Source organism: Pseudomonas tolaasii NCPPB 2192, assembly GCF_002813445.1.
Lineage (GTDB): Bacteria > Pseudomonadota > Gammaproteobacteria > Pseudomonadales > Pseudomonadaceae > Aquipseudomonas > Aquipseudomonas tolaasii.
Genome location: NZ_PHHD01000001.1, coordinates 6,739,169 through 6,765,788, shown reverse-complemented (window position 1 = coordinate 6,765,788; position 26,620 = coordinate 6,739,169). Strand labels below are relative to the sequence as shown.

The 26,620-nt window shown below is 62.1% G+C and carries 29 protein-coding genes; 16 read left to right on the top strand and 13 right to left on the bottom strand.

Annotated features, from left to right (window positions below; all coding sequences use genetic code 11):
• Nucleotides 1–78: 78 nt before the first annotated feature.
• On the top strand, nucleotides 79–954 hold the full coding sequence (locus tag ATI14_RS30960; RefSeq protein WP_016973127.1) for a LysR family transcriptional regulator: 876 nt from the start codon (nucleotides 79–81) through the stop codon (nucleotides 952–954).
• A 366-nt stretch (nucleotides 955–1,320) separates the two neighbouring features.
• On the opposite strand, the gene gntR is transcribed toward ATI14_RS30960, so the two are convergent.
• A complete protein-coding gene (gene gntR / locus ATI14_RS30955; protein ID WP_165448245.1) occupies nucleotides 1,321–2,352 on the bottom strand; it encodes an HTH-type transcriptional regulator GntR in 1,032 nt (343 codons plus the stop codon).
• 213 nt (nucleotides 2,353–2,565) lie between these two features.
• Between gntR and ATI14_RS30950 the strand changes: the two genes are divergently transcribed.
• Both ATI14_RS30950 and ATI14_RS30945 read left to right on the top strand, forming a co-directional pair.
• Nucleotides 2,566–3,099, top strand: coding sequence for a gluconokinase (locus ATI14_RS30950; protein ID WP_016973129.1), 534 nt, complete (start codon nucleotides 2,566–2,568; stop codon nucleotides 3,097–3,099).
• A gap of 84 nt (nucleotides 3,100–3,183) precedes the next feature.
• On the top strand, nucleotides 3,184–4,536 hold the full coding sequence (locus tag ATI14_RS30945; RefSeq protein ID WP_016973130.1) for a GntP family permease: 1,353 nt from the start codon (nucleotides 3,184–3,186) through the stop codon (nucleotides 4,534–4,536).
• 134 nt (nucleotides 4,537–4,670) lie between these two features.
• Here ATI14_RS30945 and alaC read toward each other — a convergent pair whose 3' ends face one another.
• Nucleotides 4,671–5,882, bottom strand: coding sequence for an alanine transaminase (alaC, locus tag ATI14_RS30940; protein WP_080520430.1), 1,212 nt, complete (start codon nucleotides 5,880–5,882; stop codon nucleotides 4,671–4,673).
• Between the two features lie 195 nt (nucleotides 5,883–6,077).
• On the opposite strand from alaC, the gene ATI14_RS30935 reads away from it, so the two are divergent.
• Nucleotides 6,078–6,560 (top strand): GyrI-like domain-containing protein, encoded by a 483-nt coding sequence (locus ATI14_RS30935; RefSeq protein WP_016973132.1) that lies wholly within the window; start codon nucleotides 6,078–6,080, stop codon nucleotides 6,558–6,560.
• A gap of 62 nt (nucleotides 6,561–6,622) precedes the next feature.
• Here the strand turns inward: ATI14_RS30935 and ATI14_RS30930 are convergent, their stop codons facing one another.
• On the bottom strand, nucleotides 6,623–7,126 hold the full coding sequence (locus ATI14_RS30930; protein WP_016973133.1) for a GNAT family N-acetyltransferase: 504 nt from the start codon (nucleotides 7,124–7,126) through the stop codon (nucleotides 6,623–6,625).
• 147 nt (nucleotides 7,127–7,273) lie between these two features.
• Here ATI14_RS30930 and ATI14_RS30925 point away from each other — a divergent pair, with 147 nt between their 5' ends.
• Genes ATI14_RS30925 through ATI14_RS30910 form a run of 4 tightly spaced genes read left to right on the top strand, consistent with a single transcriptional unit; the run spans nucleotide 7,274 to nucleotide 9,811 of the window.
• On the top strand, nucleotides 7,274–7,693 hold the full coding sequence (locus ATI14_RS30925) for a YybH family protein (RefSeq protein WP_016973134.1): 420 nt from the start codon (nucleotides 7,274–7,276) through the stop codon (nucleotides 7,691–7,693).
• A gap of 42 nt (nucleotides 7,694–7,735) precedes the next feature.
• Nucleotides 7,736–8,080, top strand: coding sequence for a YciI family protein (locus ATI14_RS30920; RefSeq protein WP_016973135.1), 345 nt, complete (start codon nucleotides 7,736–7,738; stop codon nucleotides 8,078–8,080).
• A 34-nt stretch (nucleotides 8,081–8,114) separates the two neighbouring features.
• Nucleotides 8,115–8,591 carry an SRPBCC family protein gene (locus tag ATI14_RS30915; protein ID WP_016973136.1) on the top strand — a complete coding sequence of 159 codons (477 nt, stop codon included), beginning with the start codon at nucleotides 8,115–8,117 and terminating at the stop codon, nucleotides 8,589–8,591.
• Entirely contained in the window at nucleotides 8,588–9,811 is a 1,224-nt protein-coding gene (locus tag ATI14_RS30910) for an RNA polymerase sigma factor (protein WP_016973137.1), read from the top strand. The genes ATI14_RS30915 and ATI14_RS30910 overlap by 4 nt, the downstream gene beginning before the upstream one ends.
• Before the next feature lie 126 nt (nucleotides 9,812–9,937).
• On the opposite strand, the gene ATI14_RS30905 is transcribed toward ATI14_RS30910, so the two are convergent.
• Entirely contained in the window at nucleotides 9,938–10,663 is a 726-nt protein-coding gene (locus tag ATI14_RS30905) for an SDR family oxidoreductase (RefSeq protein WP_016973138.1), read from the bottom strand.
• 111 nt (nucleotides 10,664–10,774) lie between these two features.
• On the opposite strand from ATI14_RS30905, the gene ATI14_RS30900 reads away from it, so the two are divergent.
• A complete protein-coding gene (locus ATI14_RS30900) occupies nucleotides 10,775–11,656 on the top strand; it encodes a LysR family transcriptional regulator (RefSeq protein ID WP_016973139.1) in 882 nt (293 codons plus the stop codon).
• A 68-nt stretch (nucleotides 11,657–11,724) separates the two neighbouring features.
• Here the strand turns inward: ATI14_RS30900 and ATI14_RS30895 are convergent, their stop codons facing one another.
• Nucleotides 11,725–12,582, bottom strand: coding sequence for a LysR family transcriptional regulator (locus ATI14_RS30895; protein ID WP_016973140.1), 858 nt, complete (start codon nucleotides 12,580–12,582; stop codon nucleotides 11,725–11,727).
• A gap of 89 nt (nucleotides 12,583–12,671) precedes the next feature.
• Here ATI14_RS30895 and ATI14_RS30890 point away from each other — a divergent pair, with 89 nt between their 5' ends.
• Complete coding sequence (locus tag ATI14_RS30890; RefSeq protein ID WP_016973141.1) at nucleotides 12,672–13,112, top strand: multidrug/biocide efflux PACE transporter; 441 nt, start codon at nucleotides 12,672–12,674, stop codon at nucleotides 13,110–13,112.
• On the opposite strand, the gene ATI14_RS30885 is transcribed toward ATI14_RS30890, so the two are convergent.
• Both ATI14_RS30885 and ATI14_RS30880 read right to left on the bottom strand, forming a co-directional pair.
• Entirely contained in the window at nucleotides 13,099–14,004 is a 906-nt protein-coding gene (locus ATI14_RS30885) for a LysR family transcriptional regulator (protein WP_016973142.1), read from the bottom strand. The two genes, ATI14_RS30890 and ATI14_RS30885, sit on opposite strands and share 14 nt — an antisense overlap.
• A gap of 50 nt (nucleotides 14,005–14,054) precedes the next feature.
• Nucleotides 14,055–14,813 carry an SDR family NAD(P)-dependent oxidoreductase gene (locus ATI14_RS30880; protein ID WP_080520040.1) on the bottom strand — a complete coding sequence of 253 codons (759 nt, stop codon included), beginning with the start codon at nucleotides 14,811–14,813 and terminating at the stop codon, nucleotides 14,055–14,057.
• Between the two features lie 103 nt (nucleotides 14,814–14,916).
• Between ATI14_RS30880 and ATI14_RS30875 the strand changes: the two genes are divergently transcribed.
• Entirely contained in the window at nucleotides 14,917–15,813 is an 897-nt protein-coding gene (locus ATI14_RS30875; RefSeq protein ID WP_016974722.1) for a LysR family transcriptional regulator, read from the top strand.
• 63 nt (nucleotides 15,814–15,876) lie between these two features.
• Here the strand turns inward: ATI14_RS30875 and ATI14_RS30870 are convergent, their stop codons facing one another.
• Nucleotides 15,877–16,794, bottom strand: coding sequence for a LysR family transcriptional regulator (locus ATI14_RS30870; protein ID WP_016974721.1), 918 nt, complete (start codon nucleotides 16,792–16,794; stop codon nucleotides 15,877–15,879).
• Between the two features lie 221 nt (nucleotides 16,795–17,015).
• On the opposite strand from ATI14_RS30870, the gene ATI14_RS30865 reads away from it, so the two are divergent.
• From ATI14_RS30865 to ATI14_RS30855, 3 genes are read left to right on the top strand one after another with little or no spacing between them, the layout of a single operon-like run.
• On the top strand, nucleotides 17,016–17,774 hold the full coding sequence (locus tag ATI14_RS30865) for a 5-oxoprolinase subunit PxpA (RefSeq protein ID WP_016974720.1): 759 nt from the start codon (nucleotides 17,016–17,018) through the stop codon (nucleotides 17,772–17,774).
• Between the two features lie 55 nt (nucleotides 17,775–17,829).
• Nucleotides 17,830–18,708 (top strand): 5-oxoprolinase subunit B family protein, encoded by an 879-nt coding sequence (locus ATI14_RS30860; RefSeq protein ID WP_016974719.1) that lies wholly within the window; start codon nucleotides 17,830–17,832, stop codon nucleotides 18,706–18,708.
• The gene (locus ATI14_RS30855) at nucleotides 18,705–19,679 is read left to right on the top strand and encodes a 5-oxoprolinase subunit C family protein (RefSeq protein WP_016974718.1); all 975 of its coding nucleotides are present in this window, start codon (nucleotides 18,705–18,707) and stop codon (nucleotides 19,677–19,679) included. Before ATI14_RS30860 ends, ATI14_RS30855 begins: the two co-directional genes overlap by 4 nt.
• Nucleotides 19,680–19,788: 109 nt before the next feature.
• Here ATI14_RS30855 and ATI14_RS30850 read toward each other — a convergent pair whose 3' ends face one another.
• The 4 genes from ATI14_RS30850 to ATI14_RS30835 form a co-directional block, all read right to left on the bottom strand.
• Nucleotides 19,789–21,405, bottom strand: a complete 1,617-nt coding sequence (locus ATI14_RS30850) for an inorganic phosphate transporter (protein ID WP_016974717.1) — start codon at nucleotides 21,403–21,405, stop codon at nucleotides 19,789–19,791.
• Nucleotides 21,406–21,638: 233 nt separating this feature from the next.
• Nucleotides 21,639–22,661: a transporter gene (locus ATI14_RS30845; RefSeq protein WP_016974716.1), complete on the bottom strand. Its 1,023-nt coding sequence runs from the start codon at nucleotides 22,659–22,661 to the stop codon at nucleotides 21,639–21,641.
• Between the two features lie 150 nt (nucleotides 22,662–22,811).
• Complete coding sequence (locus ATI14_RS30840) at nucleotides 22,812–23,117, bottom strand: PepSY domain-containing protein (RefSeq protein WP_016974715.1); 306 nt, start codon at nucleotides 23,115–23,117, stop codon at nucleotides 22,812–22,814.
• Nucleotides 23,118–23,198: 81 nt separating this feature from the next.
• A complete protein-coding gene (locus ATI14_RS30835) occupies nucleotides 23,199–24,326 on the bottom strand; it encodes a glycerophosphodiester phosphodiesterase (RefSeq protein WP_016974714.1) in 1,128 nt (375 codons plus the stop codon).
• Nucleotides 24,327–24,558: 232 nt separating this feature from the next.
• Between ATI14_RS30835 and ATI14_RS30830 the strand changes: the two genes are divergently transcribed.
• Nucleotides 24,559–24,882, top strand: coding sequence for a DUF2025 family protein (locus tag ATI14_RS30830; protein ID WP_016974713.1), 324 nt, complete (start codon nucleotides 24,559–24,561; stop codon nucleotides 24,880–24,882).
• Between the two features lie 68 nt (nucleotides 24,883–24,950).
• Here ATI14_RS30830 and ATI14_RS30825 read toward each other — a convergent pair whose 3' ends face one another.
• On the bottom strand, nucleotides 24,951–25,646 hold the full coding sequence (locus ATI14_RS30825) for a CTP synthase C-terminal region-related (seleno)protein (protein ID WP_165448244.1): 696 nt from the start codon (nucleotides 25,644–25,646) through the stop codon (nucleotides 24,951–24,953).
• An 80-nt stretch (nucleotides 25,647–25,726) separates the two neighbouring features.
• Between ATI14_RS30825 and ATI14_RS30820 the strand changes: the two genes are divergently transcribed.
• Nucleotides 25,727–26,608, top strand: a complete 882-nt coding sequence (locus ATI14_RS30820) for a LysR family transcriptional regulator (RefSeq protein ID WP_080520038.1) — start codon at nucleotides 25,727–25,729, stop codon at nucleotides 26,606–26,608.
• Nucleotides 26,609–26,620: the final 12 nt, after the last annotated feature.

Below are 26,620 nucleotides of genomic sequence, written 5' to 3'. Positions count from 1 at the left end.
TCTGATGGCGCGGAAGATAGCGTCAATGTGGCTGACACAAAAAGCCAGCAGCTTTCAGTTTTATTGACAGGTGGCGTGATGAGTTTTTCCAGCGACAGCGTTGAAGTGTTCCTGGCGGTGGTCGAGCGCGGCTCGTTCTCGGCGGCGGCGCGGGCCTTGGGCAAGGTGCCTTCGGCGGTGAGCATGGGCATTGCCAACCTTGAGGCTGAGTTGGGTTACGCCTTGTTTGATCGCAGCCATCGCGAGCCGGTGCCGACTGATTTGGCGCTGGCGCTGATTCCTCACGCGCGCTTGATGGCCGAGCAACTCAAGCAGTTGCAAGTGCATGCGTTGCAGCTGTCTCAGGGGCTTGAGAGCAAGCTGTCGATTGGTGTGGGGGTGGACATCAATACCCGCCGTTTACTGGCCGCCATCGGTGACATCTGCGAGCAATTCCCGCTGCTGGAAATCGAAGTGCTGACCGCCCCGCAGGATGATGTGTTGCAACTGCTTCACAGCGGGCGTGTGCAGGTTTGCGTGGTGTTTGCCGGGTTGCGGGTCAATGTGCTGGAACGGTTTCAGTTTGTTGGCAGCGAGCAGTTGATCGCGTGCATCGGCCCGCAACATCCGCAGGCCGGTGGTGAGCCCTTTCTGGAAGACCTGGTGCGGGTACGGCAGATTCTGGTGGCCGGGCGGGACATGCCCCTCAGTGATCGTCGGCCGCTCGTGGGGCAGTCTTATTGGCGCACCGACAGCCTGGGCATGGCGCTGGACATGGTCGAAGCGGGCCTGGGCTGGGGCAATTTCCCGCAGTCAGTGGTGGCACCGCTGCTGACGGCAGGGCGGCTGCGGCGGTTGAATTTCAAGAACATCGAAAACGGGTTGGCGATGGTGGTGAATGCGGTGTGGTTGAAGAACCAGCCGTTGCAAAAGGGGGCGTCGGCGCTGGTAGCGCGGCTGGCTTCAGCACCTTAATTGAGCACAGTAACTGTGGGGCTGGCTTGCCTGCGATAGCCATAGGGATCTACACAACGTTCACAGGCTACCGAATCCCTCTGTGGCGAGCGGGCTTGCCCCGCGTTGGGCTGCGTAGCAGCCCCAAAACCAGCCTCTGCGGAGTACCTGATACTCCGCATTTTTCTTATTGGGGCTGCTGCGCAGCCCAACGCGGGGCAAGCCCGCTCGCCACAACAGCTATATTTCCTGCAGTTTAAGCGCCGTCTAAAGTGTGTAGATGTCTATGCTCGGATAACGGCAGATCAGTCAGCCCATCACTGCCAGATACACCGCCATCGCAGGCAAGCCAGCTCCCACAGGTTGACTGGGGTTGGCCCTGGAAGGTCAGGTGCTCTCGCGCACCTGCAACTCAAACCCCATGTCCACCACCGGCTTGGCGATTTTGTTGCCGGCCATGATCGTCAACAAATGCTCCGCCGAGCGCCGCCCGATCGCTTCGCGCGGGGTGCTGATGCTGCTCAAGCGCGGCACCATAAACGAAGAGGCGGGCAAGTCGTTAAAGCCCAGCACGGCCACCTGCTCCGGCACTTTGATGCCGTGGCGCAACGCTTCCAGCAGGGCGCCCTGGGCCAGGTCGTCGTTGCCGAAGAAGATCGCATCCACATCCGGATGCGCCGCCAGCAGTTGCAAGAACAACTCGCCACCCAGGCCCACGGAAGAGGGGCGCGGCGTCAGCAATTCCAGCGCCGGGTCATACAGGCCCGCCTGTTGCAACGCGCGACGGAAACCCTCGCCACGCAGCAAGGTGCGCTGATCCAGCTGCGCGCCGATATACGCCAGGCGTTTGCGCCCACGGGACAGCAAATGCGCCGCCGCCGTTTCGCCCGCGTTCAACTGCGAGAACCCCACGCAGTTCACCCCGGCATTCGGGTCCAGGTCCATCATGTACACGCACGGCACATTACTGGCCTCGACCATCCGTCGTGCGCTTTCAGTCCGGTCAAACCCGGTCAGCAGCAAACCACGCGGCTGATACGCCATGTAATTGCGCAGCAGGTTTTCTTCCTCGTCGCGCGAATAGTGGGAATTGCCGATCAGCACTTCAAAGCCTTTCGGGCGAAGCACCTGGTGGATGGCTTCCAGGGTTTCGATAAACAACAGGTTCGACAGTGACGGCACAATCACCACCACCGAATGGCTCTGCGCCGACGCCAGCGCGCGGGCGGCGGGGTTGACCACGTAGTTCAGTTCGGCAGCGGCGTGCTGCACTTTTTCCACCAGTTCGGTGGCCACCGTGCTGATGCCGCGCAAGGCGCGGGAGGCGGTAATCGGGCTGACGCCGGCCAGGCGGGCGACTTCGTTGAGGGTCGGGCGACCCGTGGTGCGCAATTTTTTATCGTTCTTGGAGGTCATCAGGCGGCTTGCCAAACAAAAATCGAGGCACTAAGGTAGCGCTGTCTCCAAACGGCTGCAAATGCTTGAACGTTGGGTTGCCTGATCCCGTTCAAATGATTGGAGCGGATGCACGCGTCACTCCATAAAAAAAGACAAGACGGCGCGGGAAAAGCCTGTTTTTGCACTAGCCTTACAGCGTGCAAAGGTAGCGCTATCTGCGTCCTGAGGTGTTTCATGAGTCAACCTGTTACCGCCCTGGTCATCATGGGTGTTTCCGGCTGTGGCAAGTCCAGCGTGAGCGAGGCCTTGTGCCGTCTGAACGGCGCCACCGCCATTGAAGGCGACAGCTTTCACCCTGCCGCGAACATCGAAAAGATGAGCGCCGGCCACCCCCTCAACGACGACGACCGCGCCGGCTGGCTCGACATCCTCTGCGATGAACTGCGCCGCTCGCTCAAAGCCGGCGAGCACCCGGTGCTCACCTGTTCCGCCCTGAAAAAGAAATACCGCGACCACCTGCGCGAAGCTGCGCCAGGCCTGGGGTTCGTGTTTCTGGAGCTGACCCGCGCCGTGGCCGCCGACCGCGTGTCCCATCGCCCCGGCCATTTCATGCCCGCAAGCCTGATCGACAGCCAGTTCGCCACCCTTGAATCGCCCGTGGGCGAGCCGCTGACCCTGGCCCTCAATGCCAGCGAAGACAGCGTCGAGGAGCTGGCCGAGCAAACCCATGCCTGGTGGCTGCAACACGGCTTTGAACCAACCCATTAATTTTTTGCCGGAAAAGATAGCGCTATCCCCGGCGAAAGATTCAACACCGGCTTTAATAACAACAACAAACAGGAGAGACCCCCCATGTTTGGCATGTCCCACGAGTCCTACCTGCTGCTAGACGCAGTGGTCACAATCATCGGGCTGATCTTTTTGATCACCAAGTTCAAGGTGCACCCGTTCATCGCGCTGATCATTGCGGCCGGTTTCCTCGGCCTGACCTCGGGCATGCCCGTGGACAAGATCATCAAGGCGTTCCAGGACGGCTTCGGCGGCGTGCTCGGCTTTGTCGGCATCATCCTTGCGCTGGGTACGATGCTCGGCAAGATGATGGCCGAATCCGGCGGCGCCGATCAGATCGCCCAGACCCTGATCCGCGCCTTCGGCAAAGAGAAAGTCCAGTGGGCCATGATGTTCGCCGCATTCCTGGTGGGCATTCCGCTGTTCTTCGAGATCGGCTTTGTATTGCTGATTCCGCTGGTGTTTATCGTGGCGCGCCGCACCGGCGTGTCGCTGATCAAAATCGGCATCCCGCTGCTCGCCGGCTTGTCAGCGGTGCACGGCCTGGTGCCGCCGCACCCGGGCCCGCTGCTGGCCATCGGCGTGTTTGGCGCTGATATCGGCAAGACCATTCTCTACGGGCTGATCGTCGCGCTGCCGACCGCCATCATCGCCGGGCCGATCTTCGGTACGTTTATCGCCAAGTACATTCCGGGCAACCCGTCCCAGGAACTGGTCGACCAACTGGCCCGCGAGCCGGAAAACAAAGACCTGCCCAGCTTCAGCGTGACCCTGATCACCGTGCTGCTGCCGGTGTTCCTGATGCTGCTCAAAACCTTCGCCGACATCGCCCTGCCGGACGGCCACGCCATTCGCAACTGGATGGACATGATCGGCCACCCGATCACCGCGCTGCTGCTGGCGTTGCTGTTGTCGCTGTACACCTTTGGCCATCGCCAGGGCATCGGCTCCAAGCAAATCCTCAAGCTGCTCGACGCCAGCCTGGCGCCGACCGCCGCGATCATCCTGATCATCGGCGCCGGCGGTGGCTTCAAACAGATGCTGGTTACCAGCGGCGTGGGTGACGTGATCGGCCACATGGCGGTGAACGCACAGATCAACCCGATTCTGCTGGCGTGGCTGGTGGCGGCGGTGATTCGTGTGGCCACCGGTTCAGCCACCGTGGCGACCATTACCGGTGCAGGCATTGTGGTGCCGGTGGTGGGGATGATTCCGGGGGTTAACCGTGAGCTGCTGGTGCTGGCGACGGGGGCGGGTTCGTTGATCCTGTCTCACGTCAACGATGCGGGGTTCTGGCTGGTGAAGCAGTACTTCAACATGACCGTGGCCGAGACGTTCAAGACCTGGACGGCGATGGAGACGATTCTGTCCGTAGTGGCGCTGATCTTCATCATGCTGTTGTCGTTGGTGGTGTAATCACCGACTGATCGTTCCCAATGTGGGAGCTGGCTTGCCTGCGATAGCATCACCTCGGTACATCAGAAACACCGAGGTGTCTGCATCGCAGGCAAGCCAGCTCCCACTAATCCGGTTTCTTCAGTTACTTAGAGTCAGGCCTTGGGGCCGAGACCATCCGCGCGGAACATTGTCCGAATCCCGCGCACCGCCTGACGAATCCGGTCCTGGTTCTCGATCAGCGCAAAGCGCACGTGGTCATCGCCATACTCGCCAAAGCCGATCCCCGGCGACACACACACCTTGGCTTCCAACAGCAGCTTCTTGGCAAATTCCAGCGAACCCAGGGCGGCGTATGCCTCGGGGATCTTCGCCCAGACGTACATCGACGCCTTCGGGTTCTCGACCATCCAGCCCAGCTCATGCAGACCCTTGACCAGCACGTTGCGGCGCTGGCGGTATTGTTCGGCGATGTCTTTCACGCACTGCTGGTCGCCTTCCAGTGCCGCAATCGCGGCCACTTGCAGCGGGGTGAAAGTGCCGTAATCGTGGTAACTCTTGATGCGCGCCAGGGCGTTGACCAGTTCCGGGTTGCCCACCATAAAGCCAATGCGCCAGCCGGCCATGTTGTAGCTCTTGGACAGGGTGAAAAACTCCACCGCAATGTCCTTGGCGCCCGGCACCTGCATGATCGACGGGGCTTTCCAGCCGTCGTAGACGATGTCGGCGTACGCCAGGTCATGCACCACCAGCACGTCGTACTGTTTGGCCAGGGCAATCACGCGCTCGAAGAAATCCAGCTCCACGCACTGCGCGGTGGGGTTGGACGGAAAACCCAGAATCATCATTTTCGGCTTGGGGATCGAGCCGCGAATCGCCCGCTCCAGCTCGGCGAAGAAGTCCACGCCGGGCACCAGCGGCACCGAACGCACCTGGGCGCCGGCAATCACGGCACCGTAGATGTGAATCGGGTAGCTGGGGTTGGGCACCAATACGGTGTCACCCTGGTCGAGGGTGGCCAGCATCAAGTGCGCCAGGCCTTCCTTGGAACCGATGGTGACGATGGCTTCCGACTCGGGGTCGATGTCCACTTCGTAACGGTCCTTGTACCAGCGCGAAATCGCCCGGCGCAGGCGCGGAATGCCTTTGGAGGTGGAGTAGCCGTGGGTGTCTTCGCGCTGGGCGACGGTCACCAGTTTTTCCACGATGTGCGGTGGCGTGGGGCCGTCAGGGTTACCCATGCTCAAGTCGATGATGTCTTCGCCGCGCCGACGCGCAGCCATCTTCAGCTCGGCAGTGATATTGAAAACGTAAGGGGGGAGTCGATCTATGCGCGCAAAGCGGCGCGGCGAACCTTGGTCTGCCATTGTGGCCTCGAAGTACGTAAGCGCCCGGAACCGTCCGAGCGACGTCGGCCACTGCGGTGGCCTGCGGGGCAGACAATACGGTCGATGATGGCCAGTTGTCCAGATACGTAGGAAAAATTTCTGCTTGGAGTAACGCGTGGATATCCCCCTATACTCGATGCGGGTTTGTTCCCTCATAAGAAGGAGACTGTTCGTATGGATCAGCAGACAAAACAACCGTTAGAGCCACGCATGGAAGCAGGCAAGGCACTGGTGATCGCCGGTGTACAAGGGCGTTACTCGAAGGCCACCATCGGCGATATTCCCAAGCTGTGGGAGCTGTTCGACACCTGCATCAAAGACATCAAAAACCGCGTCGGCGGTGTGACTTACGGCGTGTGCCATAACCCCCATCACGGCGAATTCGATTACCTGGCCGGGGTTGAAGTACCGGGCAAGGGCGACGTACCGCGCAACTTCGAATTCATCGAAATCCCGCCGCTCAACTATGCCGTGTTTCACCATTACGGGCCGGTGCAGGCGCTGGAGCAAACCTACGAGCGCATCATGTTCGAGTGGCTGCCGCACTCGGGCTACAAGGTGATGGGCGCGGATTTCGAGCGCTACAGCGCCGACTTTGACGGGCGCAAGGGCACCGGGACCGTGGAAATCTGGTTGCCGGTGGGAGAGCGCGGCTGACGGCGGTTTCTGGCAAGAGCCGGCTGGCCGGCTCTTGTTGTCATCTCAAACCCCCCAGGTGCTCATTTCCCGGCTGAACTCACCACCAGCGCCAGCCGGCGTTCGTAACCGATACGCCCCTTATACGCCTCCCCGCTATCCACCCATCCCGCCCCAAGATACAACCCCATCGCCGCCACATTCTCCGCGTCCACCGACAATTCCAGCGCCTTGATCTCTGGCCAGGCTTGGCGCGCCGCCTCCGGCAGCGCCTGCAAACACGCCTTGCCAAACCCTCGGCCCTGCTGCGCGCGATCCACTTGCAGCGCGTGCAGCGTGGCGCTGTGTGCATCCGCCCAGTGGGGCAGGCACGGCGGGCGTTTGAGCAGCAGGAAGGCCACGGGGGTTTCATCGGCGAGCAGGGCGAAGCCCTTGACGGCGGCGGGGTTGGGGTTGACCAGCAGGCTGTTCAGCGCGCAGTGGATATCGCCGGAATACGCCAGTTGCTCGGCGTGCACTTGCAGGGTGTCGAGTTGCTGTTTTTGCACAAGGCTCAGCGTCTCATAGGGGACGAGGCGGGTTTCCATCGGGGGTACATCCCAAATCCTACAAAGAGGCGTGGATTCTAGCGGCTTTGCCAGGGGCGAAATTATTTTTCAACGGGCTGTCGATTGGCCGGTGGGCCATTCGACCAAGGGTGTCTTCCGTGATTTTCCACCCAAAGGAGTACCGCCATGAGCACTGCCATCAACACCCTGATCGAGCAATGGAAACAAGCCGTACTGGCCCGCGACATCGACAAGATTGTCAGCTATTACGCCGACGATATCGTCTCGTTCGACGCGGTGACCGCGCTGCAATTCAAGGGCAAGGCGGCCTACCGCGCGCATTGGGACGCCTGCATGAAGCATTGCCCCGGCCCCGGTATTTTCGAGTTTCACGAGCTGCACATCGTTGAAGCGCCAGACAGCGCCTTCGCCCACTGGCTGGCCCATTGCGGCGGCGCCGGGCCGGATGGCGTGGTGAATGCCTGCTGGATGCGCGTGACCGCCGGTTATCAACGCATCGATGGCCAGTGGAAAGTGGTGCATGAGCACTGGTCGGCGCCGTTCGACATGGAAAGCGGCACCGCGCTGTTCGGGCTGGAACCCTGAACGCGCAGGACTATAGTTGATAAGCCGAAAACGGAGCCTCCCATGAAATACCTCTGCCTGATCTACAGCAACGAACAGGTGCTGCACACCTCGCCCGACAGCCCGGCAGATCCGGAATGTTTTGCCTACGCCGAGGCCATTGCGGCCAGCGGGCGCATGCTCGCAGCCGAGCCGCTGGAGTCGGTGAGCACCGCCACCACCGTGCGCATGCGCAATGGCAAGTTGTCGATCACCGACGGGCCGTTCGCCGAAACCAAGGAGCAGCTCGCCGGGTTTTACCTGATCGAGGCCAAGGACTTGAACGAAGCGATCCAGGTGGCCGGTGGCATTCCGGCCGCCCGGGTCGGCAGTGTGGAAGTGCGCCCCGTGCGCGAATTGAATCTCTGACCCCAATAATCATAAGACTCAGGAGGTTGACCCCATGACCCCGCAAACTGCCGAATTTGAACTGTCCATCAGCCGCGTGATCGACGCCCCGCGCGCCCGCGTTTTCCGTGCCTGGACCACCCCCGAGCTGTTGCAAGAATGGTGGGGCCCCCACGGCATGACCACCCCCGAGTGCGAAATGAACCTGTGGGTTGGCGGCCTGTTTCGCACCCTGATGCGCGCGCCGGATGGCGCGGAATACCCGACGTCTGGGGTGTTTCTGGAAATCGACGCGCCGAACCGTCTGGTATTTACCGACGCCTTCGCGCCCGGCTGGATTCCGTCCGGCAAGCCGTTTATGACCGCCGAAGTGACCTTTGAGGAAGTCGACGGCAAAACCCTCTACACCGCCCGCGCCCGGCACTGGAGCGCCGAAGACAAAGCCGCCCACGAGGCCATGGGTTTCCATGATGGCTGGGGCCAGAGCCTGGACCGCCTGGTGACGCTGGTGACCGAGCGTATGCGCGATTGAAGTCCCGGCTCGAGGCGATTTACCGCAGCGAATCACGGCGCGTATTGGCGACGCTGATTCGCTTGCTCGGTGATTTCGATTTGGCCGAAGAGGCGCTGCACGAGGCATTTTTCATCGCAGTACAGCGCTGGCCGCAAGACGGCGTGCCCGATAACCCACGGGCGTGGCTGGTCTCCACCGGCCGCTTCAAAGCCATCGACCGTCTGCGCCGCCAGGCGCGGTTCACCCCGCTATTGCAGGAACAGGCCGACGCGCTGGAAGCGGCTGACTGGAGTGAAGACGACGTGGAAGACGACCGCCTGCGCCTGATCTTCACCTGCTGCCACCCGGCACTGGCCGCCGACGCCCAGGCGGCGCTGACCCTGCGCGAGATCTGCGACCTCACCACCGAGGAAATCGCCCGCGCGTTTCTGGCCAGCCCCACCACCATCGCCCAACGCATCGTGCGCGCCAAGGGCAAGATCCGCGAGGCGAAAATCCCCTATCAAGTGCCGTCCCGTGCCGAGTTGCCCGAACGCCTCGACAGCGTGCTGCGCGTGATTTACCTGGTGTTCAACGAGGGCTATTCGGCGTCCCTCGGCGCCGACGTAACCCGCGGAGAGTTGACCGGCGAAGCGATTCGCCTCGGCCGCCTGCTTGTGGAGTTGCTCCCCGAGCCTGAAGTCATGGGGCTGCTGGCGCTGATGCTGCTGCACGAATCCCGCCGCACCGCGCGCACCTCGGCTGACGGAGAGCTGGTGTTGCTGGAGAAACAGGACCGCAGCCTGTGGGACGCCGCCTCGATTGTTGAAGGCTGCACGCTGGTGGAACAGGCGCTGACCACCGGGCGGTACGGCCCGTATTGCCTGCAAGCGGCCATTGCCGCGGTGCATGCCGAGGCGGCCAGTGCCGAGGAAACGGACTGGCAGGAAATCGTCGGGCTTTATGATGTGCTGCTGGGGCAAATGCCCTCGCCGGTGATCGAACTGAACCGCGCCGTGGCGGTGGCGATGGGGCAGGGCGCGCTGGCGGGGTTGCAGTTGGTGGAGGGGCTTTTGCTGCGGGGTGAGTTGCAGGATTACCACCTGGCACATTCGGCGCGCGGGGAATTTTGCCGGCAGTTGGGGCGGGTTGACGAGGCGCGGGACGCCTATGAAAAAGCCCTGTCACTGACCGGGCAAGCGCCAGAGCAACGCTTTTTAGAGCGGCGCCTGGCCGAGCTCAACCCCCCCAGACAATGAAGATCACCTGTGGGAGCTGGCTTGCCTGCGATGGCGGTCGGTCAGCCAATACACTTTCAGGCTGACCCACCGCCATCGCAGGCAAGCCAGCTCCCACATTGGAAGGCGTTATCAGCAGGTTTTTGGTTACGGCTGCTGGCGCGTCGCCGCCAACACAATCTCGCGAATGCACACATGCTGCGGCTGTTGGTAGGCATAGGCAATCGCCGACGCCACATCATCAGCGCTGAGCACCGTGCCGCCCATGTCCTGCTTCCAGGCCTGATACCCGGTTTTGATCGCCTCATCCGTGGTGTGGCTGAGCAACTCAGTCTCCACCGCGCCCGGCGCAATGGTGATTACGCGCACATTGCTGGGGGACAATTCCTCGCGCAGGTTTTCCGAAATCCCGTGCACCGCGAATTTGGTGCCGACATAAGCGACGTGGTTGGGGAAGGTCTTGCGCCCGGCCACCGAGCTGACGTTGATGATGGTGCCGCCCTTGCGCGCGACCATGCTGCCGGCCACCGCGTGGATGCCGTTGAGCAGGCCCTTCACGTTGACGTCGAGCATCTGCTCCCACTGTGCCGGGTCTTGCTCGCTGACCGCGCCCAGCAGCATCACACCGGCGTTGTTGATCAGTGCATCGGCCGGGCCGAATTGGGCTTCGGCTTCTTTCACGGCTGCGACCAGGGCGGCGCGGTCGGTGATGTCCACGCCACGGTTGAGGGTGTTCGGCAGGGCCAGTTTTTCAAGGCGGTCGATACGGCGCGCCAACAGCAGCAGCGGGTGACCGGCCGCCGACAACCGGCGGGCGGTGGCTTCGCCGATACCGGAACTGGCGCCGGTGATGATGATCAGTGGCTTGCTCATACATGCACTCCTGGAATAAGAAAAATCGATAACGGGATCGTGATCGCAGTATATTGACCCCCGCCAAGGCTGAAAAATGCCTTATTTCTCTGTCTGCCATCGGATCTAGCTATGGATGTGCGTCACCTCAAAGCCTTTCTCGCAGTGTTCGAAGAACGCAATATCACCGGGGCGGCCCAGCGTTTGTTTATCAGCCAGCCGACCTTGTCGGTGACCATCAAGCAGTTGGAAGACGAGCTGGGCGTGGCGCTGTTTGTGCGTCAGCCGCGAGGTGTGGAGGTGAGCGCCGAAGCGCGGGTGCTGTACCCGCAAGCACGGCGCATGGTGGCCGAAGCGGAGGCGCTGAGCCGGCTGTTTCGCGGACGCGAAAACCGCATCGCCCTGGAGCTGGGCGTGGAAGGTGATATTGCCGACAGCCAGATCGAAACGTTCCTGCGCATGGCGCACCAGGGGCTGCCGGGTTTGCTGCTGACCTTGCAGGAGGGCTGTGAAGGGCAAGGCCGTCTGGCGGTGGAGGAAATGTGCTGCGAGGACGAATTATTCCTGCCGCTTTGGGAAGAGTCCTACGTGATGGCGCTGCCCCAGGCGCATCCCATGGCGCTGGCAGGCAAGGAGCAGGCGTGGGCGCCGATTGAAGACTGGATCACCTGCCCGCAACACGATTCCCATCAGCGTCTGATGGCGCTGTATGGCCGCTCGCCGCAAGCGGTGGCCGGGCATGCCGGGTCGTTGACCCAAGCCCTGCACATGGTGGCTGCCGGAGTGGGGGTGGCGATGTTGCCGCAGTCGATGGCGGCCGAGCGTGCCGGCGTAGTGATCCGCGAGTGGCATTTGCCCGCGCCGACGCGTCGGGTGGGCCTGTGTTTTGCCGCGCAGGCCCTGGAGTTACCCGCACTGCGCGCCTTGCACGAATACTTTCAAAACAATCGTCCGCCGCAGCTTTCATATATGGGAGCTGGCTTGCCTGCGATGGCATCACCTCGGTACATCTGAAACACCGAGGTGTCTGCATCGCAGGCAAGCCAGCTCCCACACAAGCCAGTTCCCACAGGTTTGATCAGTCATCCTTCGAGCATCTTGGCCAATAACCAACTCCCCGCCGGCCCCGGCGGGTGGTGCCGTGACCACAGCGCATCCACCGCCACCGAGCGCGGCCAGCTGCGGGCCTTGAGTTCCACCAGATGCCCGCCGCCAAAACGTTCCACCAGCCAGCGCGGAATCGGTGCCCAGCCAAACCCCAACTGAGCCATTTCCATCAGCATCAAATAACTCGGCGCCGACCACACCCGGCCGGTGGGGCGCGTTTCCGTCGGGTTGATGATGCTGGCCAGGCGCAGTTCGCGGTGCTGTTGCAGGGTGTCGGCCGAAATATTTTTCAGGCTCGCCAGCGGGTGTTTCGGTGCAACGAACAACGCGATTTCCGTGCGTTCCTCCACCGGTGCGCCGGTGAGGTCGGGCGGGTAGACGTCCTGCTTTTCGATAAAGGCGATTTGCGCGCGGCCACTCTGCACCAGGGCAATCAAGTCTTCGCATTCGGCGATCAGGCACTCCAGCTCCAGGTCCGGGTAGCGCTGCTCGAAGGCTTTGAGGGCGATTTCAAAGCGGTCGGACTGGTAGGTGTCCGACATGGCGATGGTCAACCTGGGTTCCAGCCCCCGGGACAACTGGCTCGCCGCCAACTCCAGCCGGCTGCTGGCCTCCAGCACCTGCTCGGCGCGCTGCAGCAACACATGCCCGGCGGGAGTGAGGGTGGGTTTGCGGCTGCTGCGGTCGAACAGCTCCACATCCAGATCAATCTCCAGGCTCGCCACGGCCGCGCTGACCGTGGACTGGCTTTTGCCCAGTTTGCGCGCCGCCGCAGAAAACGAGCCTTGGGTGGCTGCCTGCACAAACGCCTGCAGCACTTCGTTTGAGGCCATGACTATCGCCTTGGTCGATGGTTATTAGTTATGAAGTATCGATCGAGAGGGTAATGATGGCAACCATCGTCACTCACGGAGCACGGGTTATGAACCCTACCAAGTCGATTACTGAACGTGTTGGCCAAGCCCTGGGGTTTGAAGGGCTGGCCTTGTTGATCTGCACGCCGTTGTTGGTGTGGATCACCGGTCGCCCTGCTTTGGAAATGGGCGCGGTAACCCTGGGGCTCAGCCTGCTGGCGCTGACCTGGAACATTATTTTCAACAGTTTGTTTGACCGCCTGAAAGTCCGCCTGCAATTGTCCGGCGGCGTGTGGACTCGCGTGTTGCATGCGTTGATGTTTGAAGGTGGACTCATCCTCGTTGCCGTGCCGTTGATCGCGGCCTGGATGAACATCAGCCTGATGCAGGCGTTTATCCTCGACATCGGCGTGTTGCTGTTTTTCCTGCCCTACACCTATGTGTATCACTGGGGGTACGACGTGATTCGGGAAAAAATCGTACAGCAACGCCTGCCTAGTCAAGCTTGAGCGAGGCGACGAAATCCAGAAACGCCCGCACCTTGGCGGCGGGCAAATGCCGCGACGGGTAGTAGGCGTACAACGGAAAACGCTCGTCGGGCCAGTCCGGAAACAACTCCACCAAGCCGCCGGCTTTCAGTGCCGGCGTCAGGCCCAGGTCAAGCATCTGCGCCACCGCATGCCCGTGTTCACACACGCTGTACAAGGTGCTGGCGTCGTTGACCACCAGGCGGCCACTGGTGCGCACGGTGATTTGTTCGCCGGGGCGGTGGAATTCCCAGGCAAACGGGCGGCCGGTTTGCGAGTCGCGAAAGTCCAGGCACATGTGCCCGCTTTCCAGGTCCTGCGGCACGGCAGGCCTGCCGTAGTGTTCAAGGTAGGCGGGGGAGGCGACGGTGAGCACGCGCACTTCCATCAATTTGCGCGCGATCAGCGATGAGGATTGCGGAATGCCGAAGCGGATGGCCAGGTCGAAACCGTCGGCCACCAGGTCGCCAAGTTGGTCGCGGGTATGCAGGTCCAGTTGCAGTTGCGGGTAGCGGCGCATGAACTCGCCGAGCACCGGGCCCAGCACCAGCCGGGAAAAGTACGGGTCGATATTCACCCGCAAACGCCCGCGCACGGTGAGGGCGCTGTCGGCCGCCGAGTTGGCGGCCTCTTCGAGACCGGCGAGCAGCGGGGCGATTTCCTCATAGAAACGGCGCCCCTCGTCGGTCAGTTGCACCGAGCGCGTGGTGCGGTCGAACAGGCGGATTCCCAGTCGTTTTTCCAGGCGGGAAATGGCGCGGCTCACGCCCGAGGGCGTCATGTCCAGGCTGTCGGCGGCGCGGGCAAAGCTGCCACAGTCCACCACTGCCGCCAAAACGCCCATGCCGCCGGCCAAACCTGGATCAAAACTCATGAGTGGTTGCCTGTCAGTGATCTGAGGGCATGAATGCTAACGCAGAATGTTTAAAGAAACATGCCGCCTGAGGCTTCGATGCGTTGCCCGGTGATCCAGTGGCTGCCGTCGGCCAGCAGCGTTGAGATGGCGCCGCCAATGTCGTCCGGCAAACCGGCGCGGCCCAGGGCGGTATTGTTGGCCACCATCGCATTCACATCCGGGTTGTCGCGCACCACGCCGCCGCTGAAGTCGGTGGCAATCGCGCCGGGTGCCAGGGTGTTGACGCTGATGCCGCGTGGGCCCAGTTCCCTGGCCTGGTAGCGCGACAGCACTTCCACCGCGCCTTTCATCGAGGCATACGCCGAGTAACCCGGCCGGCTGAACCGCGCCAGACCGCTGGAAATATTGATGATGCGCCCGCCATCGCTGATCAATGGCAGCAGCTTTTGCGTGAGGAAAAACGGCGCCTTGAAGTGGATCGCCACCAGTTGGTCGAACTGTGCCTCGGTGGTGTCGGCAAAGCTGGCGTGGGCGCCGATGCCGGCGTTGTTGATCAGAAAATTGAAGTGGTCCTGTGCGAAAACATCCTTGAGCACGCCGGCGACTTCGCTGACGAAATGATCGAAGCGGGCACTCTGGCTCACATCCAGTTGCAGCATGGCGGCGCGGCCACCCAGGGCTTCAATCTGCGCGACCACGGCTTGCGCCTCGGTGGCTGCGCTGTGGTAAGTGCCGATGATGTCGACGCCCTGAGCTGCCAGGTGCAGTGCGGCGCTTTTGCCCAGGCCGCGGCTGGCGCCGGTGATGAGTGCGATTTTGCGGGTCATGGTGAAGTCCTCGGATTGATCGTGGGACTGAGTGTATTTATTCGTCCATAACGTGATAAACAGCGCTATGCCGGAATCACTGGCCGGAAAAGGCGAACAATCCATGAACAAGCTTGAGCTGTTGCGCACCTTCGTGCGGGTCACCGAATTGTCGAGTTTTACCCAGGCGGGCGAGAGCCTGGGCCTGCCGCGCTCCACCGTGTCCGAGCATGTGCAGGCGCTGGAAGAGCTGCTCGGCGCCCGCCTGTTGCAGCGCACCACGCGCAAAGTGCAGGCAACCCAGGACGGGCGCGTGTTGTACGAGCGCAGCAAGGATTTGCTGGCGCACATGGAAGAACTGGAAGGCCTGTTTCGCCAGGATGAGGCGCAGCTCACAGGGCGTATTCGCGTCGACATGCCCCACGTCATGGCGCGGGAATTGATCCTGCCGCGCCTGCCCGAATTCATGGACGCGCACCCGCTGATCGAACTGGAAATCAGCAGCACCGACCGCCAGGTGGACCTGCTTGCCGAAGGCTTCGACTGCGTACTGCGCGTGGGCGCGCAACCGGACCAGTCGGTGGTCGCGCGGTGGCTGTGCAGCCTGTCGATGATCAACTGTGTGAGTGCCGGCTACGTTCAGCGCTATGGCAAGCCCGAAACCCTGGACGACCTGGCGCAGCATTATCTGGTGCATTACGTGCGGCCACTGGGCTCGCGCTCGCCGGGGTTTGAATACGTGCAAGGCAACAAGGTGCTGCGGGTGCCGATGGCCGGGCGGATCACAGTCAACAGCACCGATGCTTACAGAGCCGCTTGCCTGGGCGGGTTTGGCATCACTCAGGTGCCGATACTGGGCATACGCGAGTTGCTCGACAGCGGTGAGCTGGTGGAAGTGTTGCCCGGTTACGTCCCTCCGGCGTTGGACGTGTCCATGCTGTTTGCGGGCCAGCGCCATTTACCTCTGCGGGTGCGGGTGTTCATGGACTGGCTGGCGGCCACGCTGCAATCACGCCTGTAACGTGAAGGGGAAGCAGGTTCCCTGTGGCAAGCCCGCTCGCCACAGGCAGGGATGGGTTTGTTTTTAACGCCGTGCCGACAGCTGCTGCGGCGCGAGAAACGCGTCGTGGAAGTAATCCCGAAACGCCTGCATCGCCGGGGTAAACGTGCGTTCGCGGTGCCAGGCCAGGCCGACGCTCATGGGTGTGACCGGGTCGGTAACCGTCAGGGTTTCGATGCGCTTGCCTTCAAGGGACCAGGGCCGGTGCACCAGGTCCGACAGAATCGCCACGCCGCTGCCATTGGCGACCATGCTGCGCACGGCTTCCACCGAGCTGGTGCGCAGCCGCACATGGGGTGTCTGCCCGGCCTGTTCCCAATAGCGCATGGCGCTGTGTTCGGCTTCATCGACGGTGAGCAGGATGTAGGGCTCCTGCGCCACATCCGCCAGGCTCACGGCGCCGCGCTCGCACAAAGGGTGATGGCTGGGCAGCCACAGGCGGCGTTCGGAGTTGAACAGGATTTCCGAGACGATATCCGGGTGAGTGAGGTTGGCGGTGAGCACCACGGCCATGTCGAACTGACCGTCGAGCAAGCCATGCTCGATGGCCTGGCGTTCCTGCTCGAACACCTCGATGGTCACGTCCGGGTGCCAGTGCTCCATGCGTTGCAGGTGGTGGGGCAGGAAATAACCCAACACCGTGTAGCTGGCCGCCACCCGCAACACGCCACTGGCGCGGTAGTCGGGCAGGGGGCTGTTGAGCGCGTCTTCCACACTGCGCGCGATCACGTAGGCGCGGTTGAGAAAGTGCCGCCCGGCGTCGGTCAGGTTCATGCCCTGGGCTGAACGCACAAACAGCTGCACGCCAAGCATGGCTTCCAGTTCCTTGATCGCCGTGGTCACCGCCGACTGGGAGATATTCAGGTGAATCGCGGCCTGGGAAATCTGGCCGATCTCGGCGGTGGCGATGAAGTAACGCACCTGGCGCAACGTTAATGACATACACACTCCACTCGTTCCCACGCTCTGCGTGGGAATGCATCTTGTGACGCTCCGCGTCACGCTTTGGGACGCGGAGCGTCCCGGCCGGCATTCCCACGCTGAGCGTGGGAACGATCTTAAGGTATCTGTTTTTCAGAAGATGGGTCATCTGATAATAGATCTTCCCAAGGGGTCAAGCCGCAGCCTACTTTCAGCCATCACTTTTTTGGCGGAGCCGTTCGATGCAGGCAGTGGATTTCAATTCAGACATGGGCGAAAGCTTCGGCCCCTGGACCATCGGCGACGGCGTAGACGCCGAACTGATGGCCCATATCAGCTCGGCCAATATCGCCACCGGCTTCCATGCCGGTGACCCCGGCACCATGCGCCGCACGGTCGAGCGCGCCAAGCAATTGGGCGTCGCCATCGGCGCGCACCCAGGCTTTCGTGACCTGGTAGGGTTTGGTCGTCGACACATCAATGCACCGGCGCAGGAGCTGGTGGACGACATGCTCTACCAACTCGGCGCCCTGCGTGAAATCGCCCGCGCCCAGGGCATGAACCTGCAACACATCAAACCCCACGGCGCGCTCTACATGCACCTGGCCCGCGACGAAGAGGCCGCGCGGCTGCTGGTGCACAACCTGCAACTCATTGAGCCGACGCTGTTGCTGTACTGCATGCCCGACTCGGTAATCTGGCGCGTGGCCAAAGAACTGGGGCAGCCGGTGGTGCGCGAGTTTTATGCCGACCGTGAGTACGATCTCAGCGGCTCCATCGTGTTTACCCGCAACGTGCGGGCGCTGGATCCTGCGACTGTGGCGGCGCGTGTCCTGCGCGCCTGTCAGACCGGGCGTGTACGAACCGTGGAAGGCGAAGACCTGCTGATCGAGTTCGACTCCATCTGCCTGCACAGCGACACCCCCGGCGCGCTGGACCTGGTGGAAGCCACCCGCGAAGCGTTGGACCGGGCGGGCATTACCGTCAGCACACCCCGATAAGATCGATTCCTTAATTTTTGCCTGCCTTTCTACAATGATTCCAAGAGGAACAGACATGGCTCAAATGTCCCCCATTCGCTACAGCTTCGGCGGTGATGAACACCTGTTTGCCGAGGTCAGCGACAGCATGTCCCTGGAGGCGTTTTTCAAGGGCATGGCCGTGACCCGCGCCGTGGAGCGTCTGGCCCTGGAGGGCGTGCTGGATGTGTGCCTGGCCAATGCGTCCTTCCAGATTCGTTTCGACCCTGACCGCATCGCGCCCCACGTGTTACTCGACGCCGTGCAAGGCGCCGAAGCCCAGGCTGTGGCCGAGCGCACGCTGCACACGCGCATCATCGAAATCCCGGTGCTCTACAACGACCCGTGGACCCATGAAACCCTGATGCGTTTTCGCGACCGTCATCAAGACCCCACGGGCACCGACCTGGAGTACGCCGCGCGCATCAACGGCCTGGCCGACGTGGACGCGTTTATCGCCGCCCACAGCGGCGCGCCATGGTTTGTGTCGATGGTCGGGTTTGTGGCGGGCCTGCCCTTCATGTTCCAGATGGTCGAGCGTGAACGGCAGTTGCAGGTGCCCAAATACCTGCGCCCACGCACCGACACCCCCAAACTGACCCTGGGCCATGGCGGCTGTTTCGGCTGCATCTACTCGGTGCGCGGCGCGGGCGGTTACCAGATGTTCGGCGTGACCCCGGCGCCTATTTACGACCCGGCGCAGCAACTGGCTTATCTCAAGGAACACATGGTGTTCTTCCGCCCCGGCGACATCGTGCAGTTCAAACCCATGGACCGTGACGCCTACGACCTTGCGGTGGCCGAGGTGGACGCTGGGCGTTTCGACCTGCGCATCCGCCCGGTGGAGTTTTCCCTCGACGCCTTTCTCGCCGACCCCACCGGTTACCCGAAAACCCTGCAGGAGGCGCTGGCATGATCAAGGTGCTCAAACCCGGCCTCGCCACCTCGGTGCAAGACCTTGGCCGCGAAGGCTATTACCACCTGGGCATTCCGCCGTCGGGCGCGCTGGACCAATACGCCCTCAGTGCGGCCAACCATCTGGTGGGCAACCCGGTGAGCGCGGCGGGCCTGGAATGCACGCTGATCGGGCCGGAGCTGGAATTTAAACAGGACGCGCTGGTGGCGATCAGCGGCGCGTTGATGTCACCGCGCCTGGACGGTGAAGTGGTGCATCAGGACACCGCCTTTCAAGTGCGCGCCGGGCAGGTGTTGCGGTTTGAATTTCCGCTGGCGGGCGCGCGGGCCTACCTGGCCGTGGCCGGTGGCATTGATGTACCGCTGGTGCTTGGCAGCCGCTCGACCTACACGCTGGGCGCCGTCGGCGGGTTCGATGGGCGACGTTTGCAGGAAGGCGATGAATTGCCCATCGGCGAGGCCAGGGGCCAGAGCCGCGCAGGTAACAGCTTGCCCATGGCACTGCGTCGCTCGGTGGGCGGCGACGTGACCCTGCGCGTGGTGCCGGGGTTGTATTACGAACGCCTGACGGACGCCGCCAAAAGCAGCTTTTTCGCCGAACCCTGGACAGTGGGCTCCGAGGCGGACCGCATTGGCTATCGGTTCAAGGGCGGCAGCGCGTTGAGCTTTCAGCCACGGGAGCAGCCGTTTGGGGCAGGGTCGGATCCGTCGAACATCGTCGACAGTTGCTACCCCATCGGCTCGATTCAGGTGCCGGCGGGGCTGGAGCCAATTGTGCTGCACCGTGACGCGGTGTCGGGGGGCGGTTACGCAATGATTGGCACGGTGATCAGTGCGGACCTGGACTTGATTGGGCAGATGCAGCCGAATCAGCGGGCGGGGTTTGTGGCGGTGACGCTGGAGGAGGCGTTGGAGGCCAGGCGTATCTACAAAAAGCGGCTCAAAGCGATGGCCGAACTCTTCACTCACTGAAGGAATACAAAACCACTGTGGGAGCTGGCTTGCCTGCGATGGCGGCGGATCAGTCAACATCTGCGTTGAATGTTAATCCGTTATCGCAGGCAAGCCAGCTCCCACATGTTTAGAACAGTTTGGTGAACAGCCAGTAGAGGCTGCCCGACAGCAGAATCGCCGCCGGCAATGTCAGCACCCACGCCATCACCAGGTTGCGGATAGTGCGCATCTGCAACCCACCGCCGTTGGCCACCATGGTCCCGGCCACACCCGAGGACAGCACATGGGTGGTCGACACCGGCAACCCGTACATGTCCGCCGCGCCAATGGTCAGCATCGCCACCATTTCGGCCGAAGCGCCTTGGGCGTAAGTCAGGTGAGTCTTGCCAATCTTCTCGCCCACCGTGACCACGATGCGCTTCCAGCCCACCATGGTGCCGAGGCCCAAGGCGATGGCCACGGCGATCTTCACCCACAGCGGGATAAAGCGCGTGGAGTTGTCGATTTGGTCCTTGAACAGCTTGAGCTTGCCCTGGGTGTCGGCGTCGAAGTTGCCGACTTTGTCCTTGTCCATCAGGCGGATGGTTTCGCTGGTCAGGTACATGTCGTTACGCACGTTGCCTACAGCCTCGGCGGGCACTTTGGCCAGGGAACCGTAGCCTTTTACTTCGTCGCCGATCTGGCCGGCGAGCGCGGCCAGGGCCGGAACGAGTTCCGGGGTGGCTTCCTTGGTGCGCACATAGGTCGAGAGAATGGGGCGCGGGTCGCCGGGCAACACTTGCGGCGCGCTTTTCACCAGCGCGACCTGGGTCACCTCGGCGACGGCGGCAAATTGCAGTGACTGCTCGGCCGGCGTGGTGCGGTTCAGCGCGTAGGCCATCGGCAGGGTGCCGACCAGAATCAACATGATCAGGCCCATGCCTTTCTGGCCGTCGTTGGAACCGTGGGCAAACGACACGCCGGTGCAGGTGGCGATCAGCATGCCGCGAATCCACCAGGGCGGCGGGGTGTCGCCTTTCGGCGCCTTGTACAGCGAGCGGTTTTTCACAAAGGCGCGCAGGGCCAGCAACAGCAACGCGGCAAACACGAAGCCAATCAGCGGCGACAGCAACAGCGCGTAACCAATTTTGATCGCCTGGCCCCAGTCCACACCGCTGGTGCCGTCACGCCCGTGCATCAAGGCGTTGGCCACGCCCACGCCGATGATCGAGCCGATCAGGGTGTGGGACGACGACGCCGGCAAGCCCAGCCACCAGGTGCCGAGGTTCCACAAAATGGCGGCGATCAACAGGGCGAAGATCATCGCGAAACCGGCCGACGAACCCACCTGCAAAATCAGCTCCACCGGCAGCAAGGCGATGATGCCGAACGCCACCGCGCCGCTGGAGAGCAGCACACCGAGGAAGTTGAAGAAGCCCGACCACACCACCGCGAAGTGCGGCGGCAGCGAGTTGGTGTAGATCACCGTGGCGACGGCGTTGGCGGTGTCGTGAAAGCCGTTGACGAACTCGAAACCCAGGGCGATCAACAGTGCCACGCCCAGCAACAGGAACGGCGTCCAAGTGGTCACCACCGTGCCCAGTTCGTGCATGTCGTGCATCAGGCTGTAGGCGGTGAACAACAGGCCCATGGCGAGCACGGCGAAGAAAATGATCACCGTCAGCAGGCCGGGTTTCTTGTCCAACCGGGGTTTGGGGTCTGCAGGTGAGGCGGTGGTGGAGGCAGTCAGGGAAGGGGTGGCCATGCCGGAGCATCCAGTGTGGGGAGGATGACGTTCATGATCATTGCAGAATGTTACAGAGATGCTGCGGTAAGTCAGTGTTTGGGAGATTGAAGTTGCCGCTGGTCCAATAAACATCGCGGATCCAACTGTGGGAGCTGGCTTGCCTGCGATGGCTGAGTGTCAGGCACTGAAAAAGTGACTGATGAAGGGTTATCGCAGGCAAGCCAGCTCCCACAGTTTGACTGCATTCCAGATCAGTAGTCTTTGCGCTTTCTGAAGGCCCAGCGCCCGGCAATCAAGGTAAACGTCGCCACCAGCGCCACCAGAATCCAGAAGCCTTCCGGGTCGGTGGAAAGCGGCACGCCGCCTACGTTCATGCCGAAAAAACCGGCGATGATGTTGATCGGCAGCGCCAGCACCGTCACCACGGTCAGGGTGAACAGCGTGCGGTTGCTTTGTTCGTTGAGGTTGGCGGCGATCTCTTCCTGCAACAACTTGATGCGTTCGCCCAGGGCCATCAGGTCGTTGATGATCAGCGCAAACTCCTCGGTGGATTTGCGCAACTCCTTCACGTCTTCCTTTTGCAGCCATTGCGGCGGGCGGTTGAGCAGACGCAGCAGCGAGCCCGGCTCCAGCGCCAGCAGGCGTTGAAGGCGCACCAGCACCCGGCGCGCCGCACCCAGTTCGGCGCGGTTGGTGGACAAGCGCGAGGACAGCAACTGGTCTTCGATCTGGTCCACGCTGATGCTGGTTTTGCGCACGATTTGCGTGAGCACTTCGCCCTGGTCGCGCAACAAATGCACCAGCAATTCCAGCGGCGAGCGGAAGCGTTCGCCGGCCTTCACCGACGAGCGCAGTTTATCCACCGAGTGCAAGGGTTGCAGGCGCGCGCTTACCAGCAGGCGGCTGCGGGCGCACACCCACAGCGTGGAAATATCCGACGACACCATGCTGCTGAAGTTGAACACCACGTCGTTGACCACCGCCAGCAAGGCCGAGTCCACGTGTTCGATACGCGTGGAGCGCGAGCCTTCGTGCAGCGCTTCAAAAAACTCGTCGGGCAATGACAAATGCGCCTGCATCCAGCGCTCGCAGGCCGCGTGGGCGAGGTTCAGGTGCAGCCACAGGAATTCTTCCGGGTCGGCCGGTGCTTGCAAGGCCTTGAGGGCGGTGGCCGAGTCAATCTGCTCACCTTTTTCGCCGGGGCGAAAGCGGAAACCGTAAAGCAAGCCAAACAGATCGGGATCCTGATGGCTGTGATCAATGCTGTGGTTCATGGAGGCTCGCAGACAAAGCGCCTGTAGGACGTTTCACAGGTTCGCGTGGGCGAATCATTGCAAGCGTGTATGACGATTTTGTGACGGTTTATCGGCGCCCACAAAAAAACCGCGCCACTTGCAGGGGGCGCGGTTTTTTGAGGGTTCAACTCAAGTGTCTTGCTTGTTTTCCAGCACCGCGCCGGTCTTGGCGTCGAGCTTCACTTCAAAGCGTTTGCCGGCGGTGTCGGTGAGGTCCACTTCGTAAACCAGCACACCGTTTTTGTGGTCCAGCTCGGTGTCGGTGATGCTGGCGCCGGCGTGGGTGGCCACGGCGGCGGCGTTGAGTTTCTCGAATGGCATGACGGCGCCGGATTTGAGCAGGCCTTCGATGTGGTCCGGGCGAACATCCGCCTGGGCCAGGCCGGCAGTCAGGGTCAGGGCAGTAGCGGCGAACAGGGCGGTCAGGGTTTTCATATCAAGCATCCTTCTGGTGAGCTGTTTAAGTGGCGCCAGATTAACCAGCGCAACTTAACTCATCCTTAATGGCCCTTTGACTCAGTAGCCGTTGTCCGTCAGCAGTTGCTGCACGCTCGAAGACGGGTAGCGCTTGTAGAACTTCAGCAGCTCGGCGGCGCGATTGGTGAAGATGCCATCGACGCCGGCTTTCATCACTTTTTCGAAGTCCACCGGTTCGTCCACGGTGTAGACGTGCACCAGCAGGCCTTTGTCGTGAGTCAGCTTGTTCATTTCAGGCTTCACCAGGTCGGTGTAGCTCTGGTCGCCATGGTTGGTCAGCTCGGCCGAAGGACCGGTGCCGATGGCGCCGAGGCTTTTGGCTTCGTCGACCCATTTTTCGAATTCGGCGGCATCTTTCGGCTCTTGCTTGGCGTAGTAGGCGGCCTTGGTCGGTTCGCCGGATTCGGCAAACGTCTGGGTGGATTTCGGCTCGATGCTGCCCGCGCCGACCCACAACAGCAGGATTTTCGGTGTGTTGGGCATTTCCTTTTGCAGCTCTTTCAAGCTGTCTTTCTCGAAGGTTTGCAGCACCACGCGGCCTCGACCCTGGCCGACACCGGTGTTGCTCTTGCCCAGCTTGGAGCCGGCGGAGCTCAACCAGCCCTTGTCCAGCAGCTTGTTTTTCAGGTCGGCTTCGATGCCCGGGAACTGCTTGGGCTCCTTGGTCTCGATGTACAGGCCGGGTTTGTGCTGCGGGTTGCCTTCGGCGATCTTGATGATTTCGTCCAGGCTCTGGATTTTCAGGCCGACGAACGACGGGCGGGCGCGGTCCGGGTAGGCGGCGTTGAACCAGCTGCCGGCGTCCAGGGTGCGCAGTTCGGCCCAGGTGAACTCGTTGGCCGGCGCGTCTTTGCGCTCGGGGAACTTGGTGGCCACGTCGGTGGTGCGCTGCAGGTTGTTGTCGTGCAAGGCGAAGAGCACGCCGTCCTTGCTGCGCTGCAGGTCCATTTCCAGGTAGTCGGCACCCAAGTCGCGCGCGGCCTTGTAAGCGGCGGCGGTGGATTCCGGCGCGTCATAGGACGCACCACGGTGAGCGATGACGGCGGGGTACGGAATGCCTTCGTTTGTCGCCAATTCAGCCGGGCTGATCGGATCGGCAGCCTGCGCCTGGCCAAGGCCGAGCATCAGTGCGAGCAGCAGGGCGCTCTTGGTAAACGTGACAGGCATATGCGAAGTCCTTTCGTGGAGGTAACTTTGAGAAGGCATCCTTTTTAACAATTGATTGCGAAAGGCGCCATCACCAAACCGACATTAACGTGCGCACGGCCCATATTTCTTGGTTTTTTTGTGCAGTGTTGCAGTACTCTTGCCCGAAGCTGCCCCGTTAGAGGGCGGTAATTTCCGCCACGCGTGTAAACCATCTTTCCAGTCCCGGTGGGACTTTTCAGTGAGGTTTACCATGCGCATCACTTCCGAGCTTATCTGCCAGGCCGCCGACAGACTCCACGGTTTTGTCGGCCTGAACCGCAAAACCGGCCATTACATCGTGCGTTTCAGCGAAGACGCGTTCGGTATGGACGTGGCCGATGACGGCATCATCCCCGCCGCCGAATTTGTCTGGTTACCGGCCACCGGGCAGACCATGACCCTGTCGCGCGAGCGGCTTCAATTGTTGCTGGACCAGCATATCGACGATCGCCTCAACATCACCGAGCCGTTACGCGTGTACATGCGCCGGGTGGAGATTCCGCCGATCAATGCGTTGCGCAGTTTGGTCAGCTAGAGCGGCAGCGGTTCGAGCCAATGAAGATCAAAATGTGGGAGCTGGCTCTGTGGCTCACAGGCAGCATTTCAACCCTGGCAGGCCTTGAGCAGCGCAACCGCCAGCGGCGGCGTGATGCCTTTGAGTGCCGCGCGTTCCGGCTGGAACAGCGTGGCGACGAAGAACGGGTGGTCGAGCAGCTCGACAGCGCGCAGGTCGCCGGTTGAATCATGGCCGCTGGGAATCAGGTCGGCTTCGAGCAGCGCGCCGGCAAACTCGGGGTTTATGCCGTAGCTGCAACGATAACCTTCGTGAAGGTCCAGGGCGCCATAGGCTTCGGCGATGCGGGTGTAGGGCGCCAGGCGCACGGTGTCGGTGGTGTCCACGAGCGCACAGCTCAGGGGCGTGATGACGGCACGCGTGGCAGCCGGGGCGAGTTCGCCGTGTTCGGCATCCTTCCAGCCCAGCACATTGCGGGCATATTCCAGAACCGCGTGTTGAAAACCACCGCACGTGCCGAGGAAAGGACGCTTGTGTTCGCGGGCAAAACGGATTGCCCGCAGTGCGCCGTCGGTGTCGCGGTAAGGGCTGGCAGGCACGCACCAGAAACCGTCGAAGGCGTGTAATGGCGTGGTGGACGTGAGGGTGTCGGTGTCGAGCCATTGCAGGTGCACTCGCAGGCCGAGCTCGTCGGCCGCTTGTTGCAAGGCGAGGGGAATGGCCTGGTGGGCCGTCACGGCAGGGTTGTAGTCGCCGATCAGGGCGAGGTGCAGCGGGGTGTTCATCGTGTGCATCCCATGGCTTGTGGTGTCCTGGTGCGCACTATAGATTGGCGTTCACGCAATCAATATTGGCATTTGCACATATGCTTAATGCAGCCACGCACTATCAACTGGACTACGCCGACCTGTCGCTGATTCTTGCGCTGGTGCGCGGCGGCACCCTGGCGCGGGCGGCGGCGCTGTTGCGTGTGGATGTGTCGACGGTGTTTCGTGCCGTGCGGCGGCTGGAGGCTTCGCTGGGCCAGACGCTGTTCGAGAAAAGCCGCGCCGGCTATCTGCCCACCGGCCTGGCCGGCAACCTGGCGCAACAGGCCGAACGCGCCGAGCAGGCCCTGGAGGCCGCGCGCATCGGCGTGGAACAGGGCGGCGAAGTGATCAGCGGCACCGTGCGCCTGACTTGCACCGACTCAGTATTGCAAGGCCTGCTGCTGCCGGCGCTGGCGCAATTCATGCCGTCCTACCCAGCCTTGACCCTGGAACTGACCACCTCCAATGACTTCGCCAACCTCAGCCGTCGCGATGCGGACATCGCACTGCGCCTGACCAAGACGCCGCCCGAGCACCTTGTAGGACGCTGCCTCGGTACCGTGACCTATCAAGTGTGCGCCAGCGCAGCATTTGCCCGGCAACACGATGGCCGCGAACTGGCCGAGCTGCCGTGGATCGCGCCGGATGACTTCCTGCCCGACCACCCTACCGTGGTGTGGCGCCGTGAGCACTTGCCCGGTGTGCGCCCCAGTTACCGTTGCAACAGCATGTTTTCGGTCACCGAGCTGGTGCGCGCAGGTTTGGGCGTGGCGGCATTGCCGGATTTTCTATTGGCCGAAGGTTTGCAGACGATGGGCCCCGCGTTGCCCGGGCGGGACACCGCGCTGTGGTTGCTGACACGCCCGGACTGCCGCGCGCTGCGCTCGGTGGTGACGTTGTTTGATGAGTTGGGGCGGCATGTGCACCTGAAAACCTGAGCATTCCACTGT

Bases quoted from the DNA above. Each gene is read 5' to 3' on its own strand.
- ATI14_RS30830 (WP_016974713.1), top strand. From the start codon at position 24,559: ATGCGCATCACTTCCGAGCTTATCTGCCAGGCCGCCGACAGACTCCAC.
- ATI14_RS30880 (WP_080520040.1), bottom strand. From the start codon at position 14,813: ATGACCCGCAAAATCGCACTCATCACCGGCGCCAGCCGCGGCCTGGGC.
- ATI14_RS30905 (WP_016973138.1), bottom strand. From the start codon at position 10,663: ATGAGCAAGCCACTGATCATCATCACCGGCGCCAGTTCCGGTATCGGC.
- ATI14_RS30920 (WP_016973135.1), top strand. From the start codon at position 7,736: ATGAAATACCTCTGCCTGATCTACAGCAACGAACAGGTGCTGCACACC.
- ATI14_RS30935 (WP_016973132.1), top strand. From the start codon at position 6,078: ATGGATCAGCAGACAAAACAACCGTTAGAGCCACGCATGGAAGCAGGC.
- ATI14_RS30925 (WP_016973134.1), top strand. From the start codon at position 7,274: ATGAGCACTGCCATCAACACCCTGATCGAGCAATGGAAACAAGCCGTA.
- ATI14_RS30870 (WP_016974721.1), bottom strand. From the start codon at position 16,794: ATGTCATTAACGTTGCGCCAGGTGCGTTACTTCATCGCCACCGCCGAG.
- ATI14_RS30820 (WP_080520038.1), top strand. From the start codon at position 25,727: ATGCTTAATGCAGCCACGCACTATCAACTGGACTACGCCGACCTGTCG.
- ATI14_RS30840 (WP_016974715.1), bottom strand. From the start codon at position 23,117: ATGAAAACCCTGACCGCCCTGTTCGCCGCTACTGCCCTGACCCTGACT.
- ATI14_RS30835 (WP_016974714.1), bottom strand. From the start codon at position 24,326: ATGCCTGTCACGTTTACCAAGAGCGCCCTGCTGCTCGCACTGATGCTC.
- ATI14_RS30950 (WP_016973129.1), top strand. From the start codon at position 2,566: ATGAGTCAACCTGTTACCGCCCTGGTCATCATGGGTGTTTCCGGCTGT.
- ATI14_RS30930 (WP_016973133.1), bottom strand. From the start codon at position 7,126: ATGGAAACCCGCCTCGTCCCCTATGAGACGCTGAGCCTTGTGCAAAAA.
- ATI14_RS30850 (WP_016974717.1), bottom strand. From the start codon at position 21,405: ATGGCCACCCCTTCCCTGACTGCCTCCACCACCGCCTCACCTGCAGAC.
- ATI14_RS30865 (WP_016974720.1), top strand. From the start codon at position 17,016: ATGCAGGCAGTGGATTTCAATTCAGACATGGGCGAAAGCTTCGGCCCC.
- ATI14_RS30885 (WP_016973142.1), bottom strand. From the start codon at position 14,004: ATGAGTTTTGATCCAGGTTTGGCCGGCGGCATGGGCGTTTTGGCGGCA.
- ATI14_RS30900 (WP_016973139.1), top strand. From the start codon at position 10,775: ATGGATGTGCGTCACCTCAAAGCCTTTCTCGCAGTGTTCGAAGAACGC.
- ATI14_RS30845 (WP_016974716.1), bottom strand. From the start codon at position 22,661: ATGAACCACAGCATTGATCACAGCCATCAGGATCCCGATCTGTTTGGC.
- ATI14_RS30960 (WP_016973127.1), top strand. From the start codon at position 79: ATGAGTTTTTCCAGCGACAGCGTTGAAGTGTTCCTGGCGGTGGTCGAG.
- ATI14_RS30895 (WP_016973140.1), bottom strand. From the start codon at position 12,582: ATGGCCTCAAACGAAGTGCTGCAGGCGTTTGTGCAGGCAGCCACCCAA.
- ATI14_RS30890 (WP_016973141.1), top strand. From the start codon at position 12,672: ATGAACCCTACCAAGTCGATTACTGAACGTGTTGGCCAAGCCCTGGGG.
- ATI14_RS30915 (WP_016973136.1), top strand. From the start codon at position 8,115: ATGACCCCGCAAACTGCCGAATTTGAACTGTCCATCAGCCGCGTGATC.
- ATI14_RS30860 (WP_016974719.1), top strand. From the start codon at position 17,830: ATGGCTCAAATGTCCCCCATTCGCTACAGCTTCGGCGGTGATGAACAC.
- ATI14_RS30855 (WP_016974718.1), top strand. From the start codon at position 18,705: ATGATCAAGGTGCTCAAACCCGGCCTCGCCACCTCGGTGCAAGACCTT.
- ATI14_RS30875 (WP_016974722.1), top strand. From the start codon at position 14,917: ATGAACAAGCTTGAGCTGTTGCGCACCTTCGTGCGGGTCACCGAATTG.
- ATI14_RS30945 (WP_016973130.1), top strand. From the start codon at position 3,184: ATGTTTGGCATGTCCCACGAGTCCTACCTGCTGCTAGACGCAGTGGTC.
- alaC (WP_080520430.1), bottom strand. From the start codon at position 5,882: ATGGCAGACCAAGGTTCGCCGCGCCGCTTTGCGCGCATAGATCGACTC.
- ATI14_RS30825 (WP_165448244.1), bottom strand. From the start codon at position 25,646: ATGAACACCCCGCTGCACCTCGCCCTGATCGGCGACTACAACCCTGCC.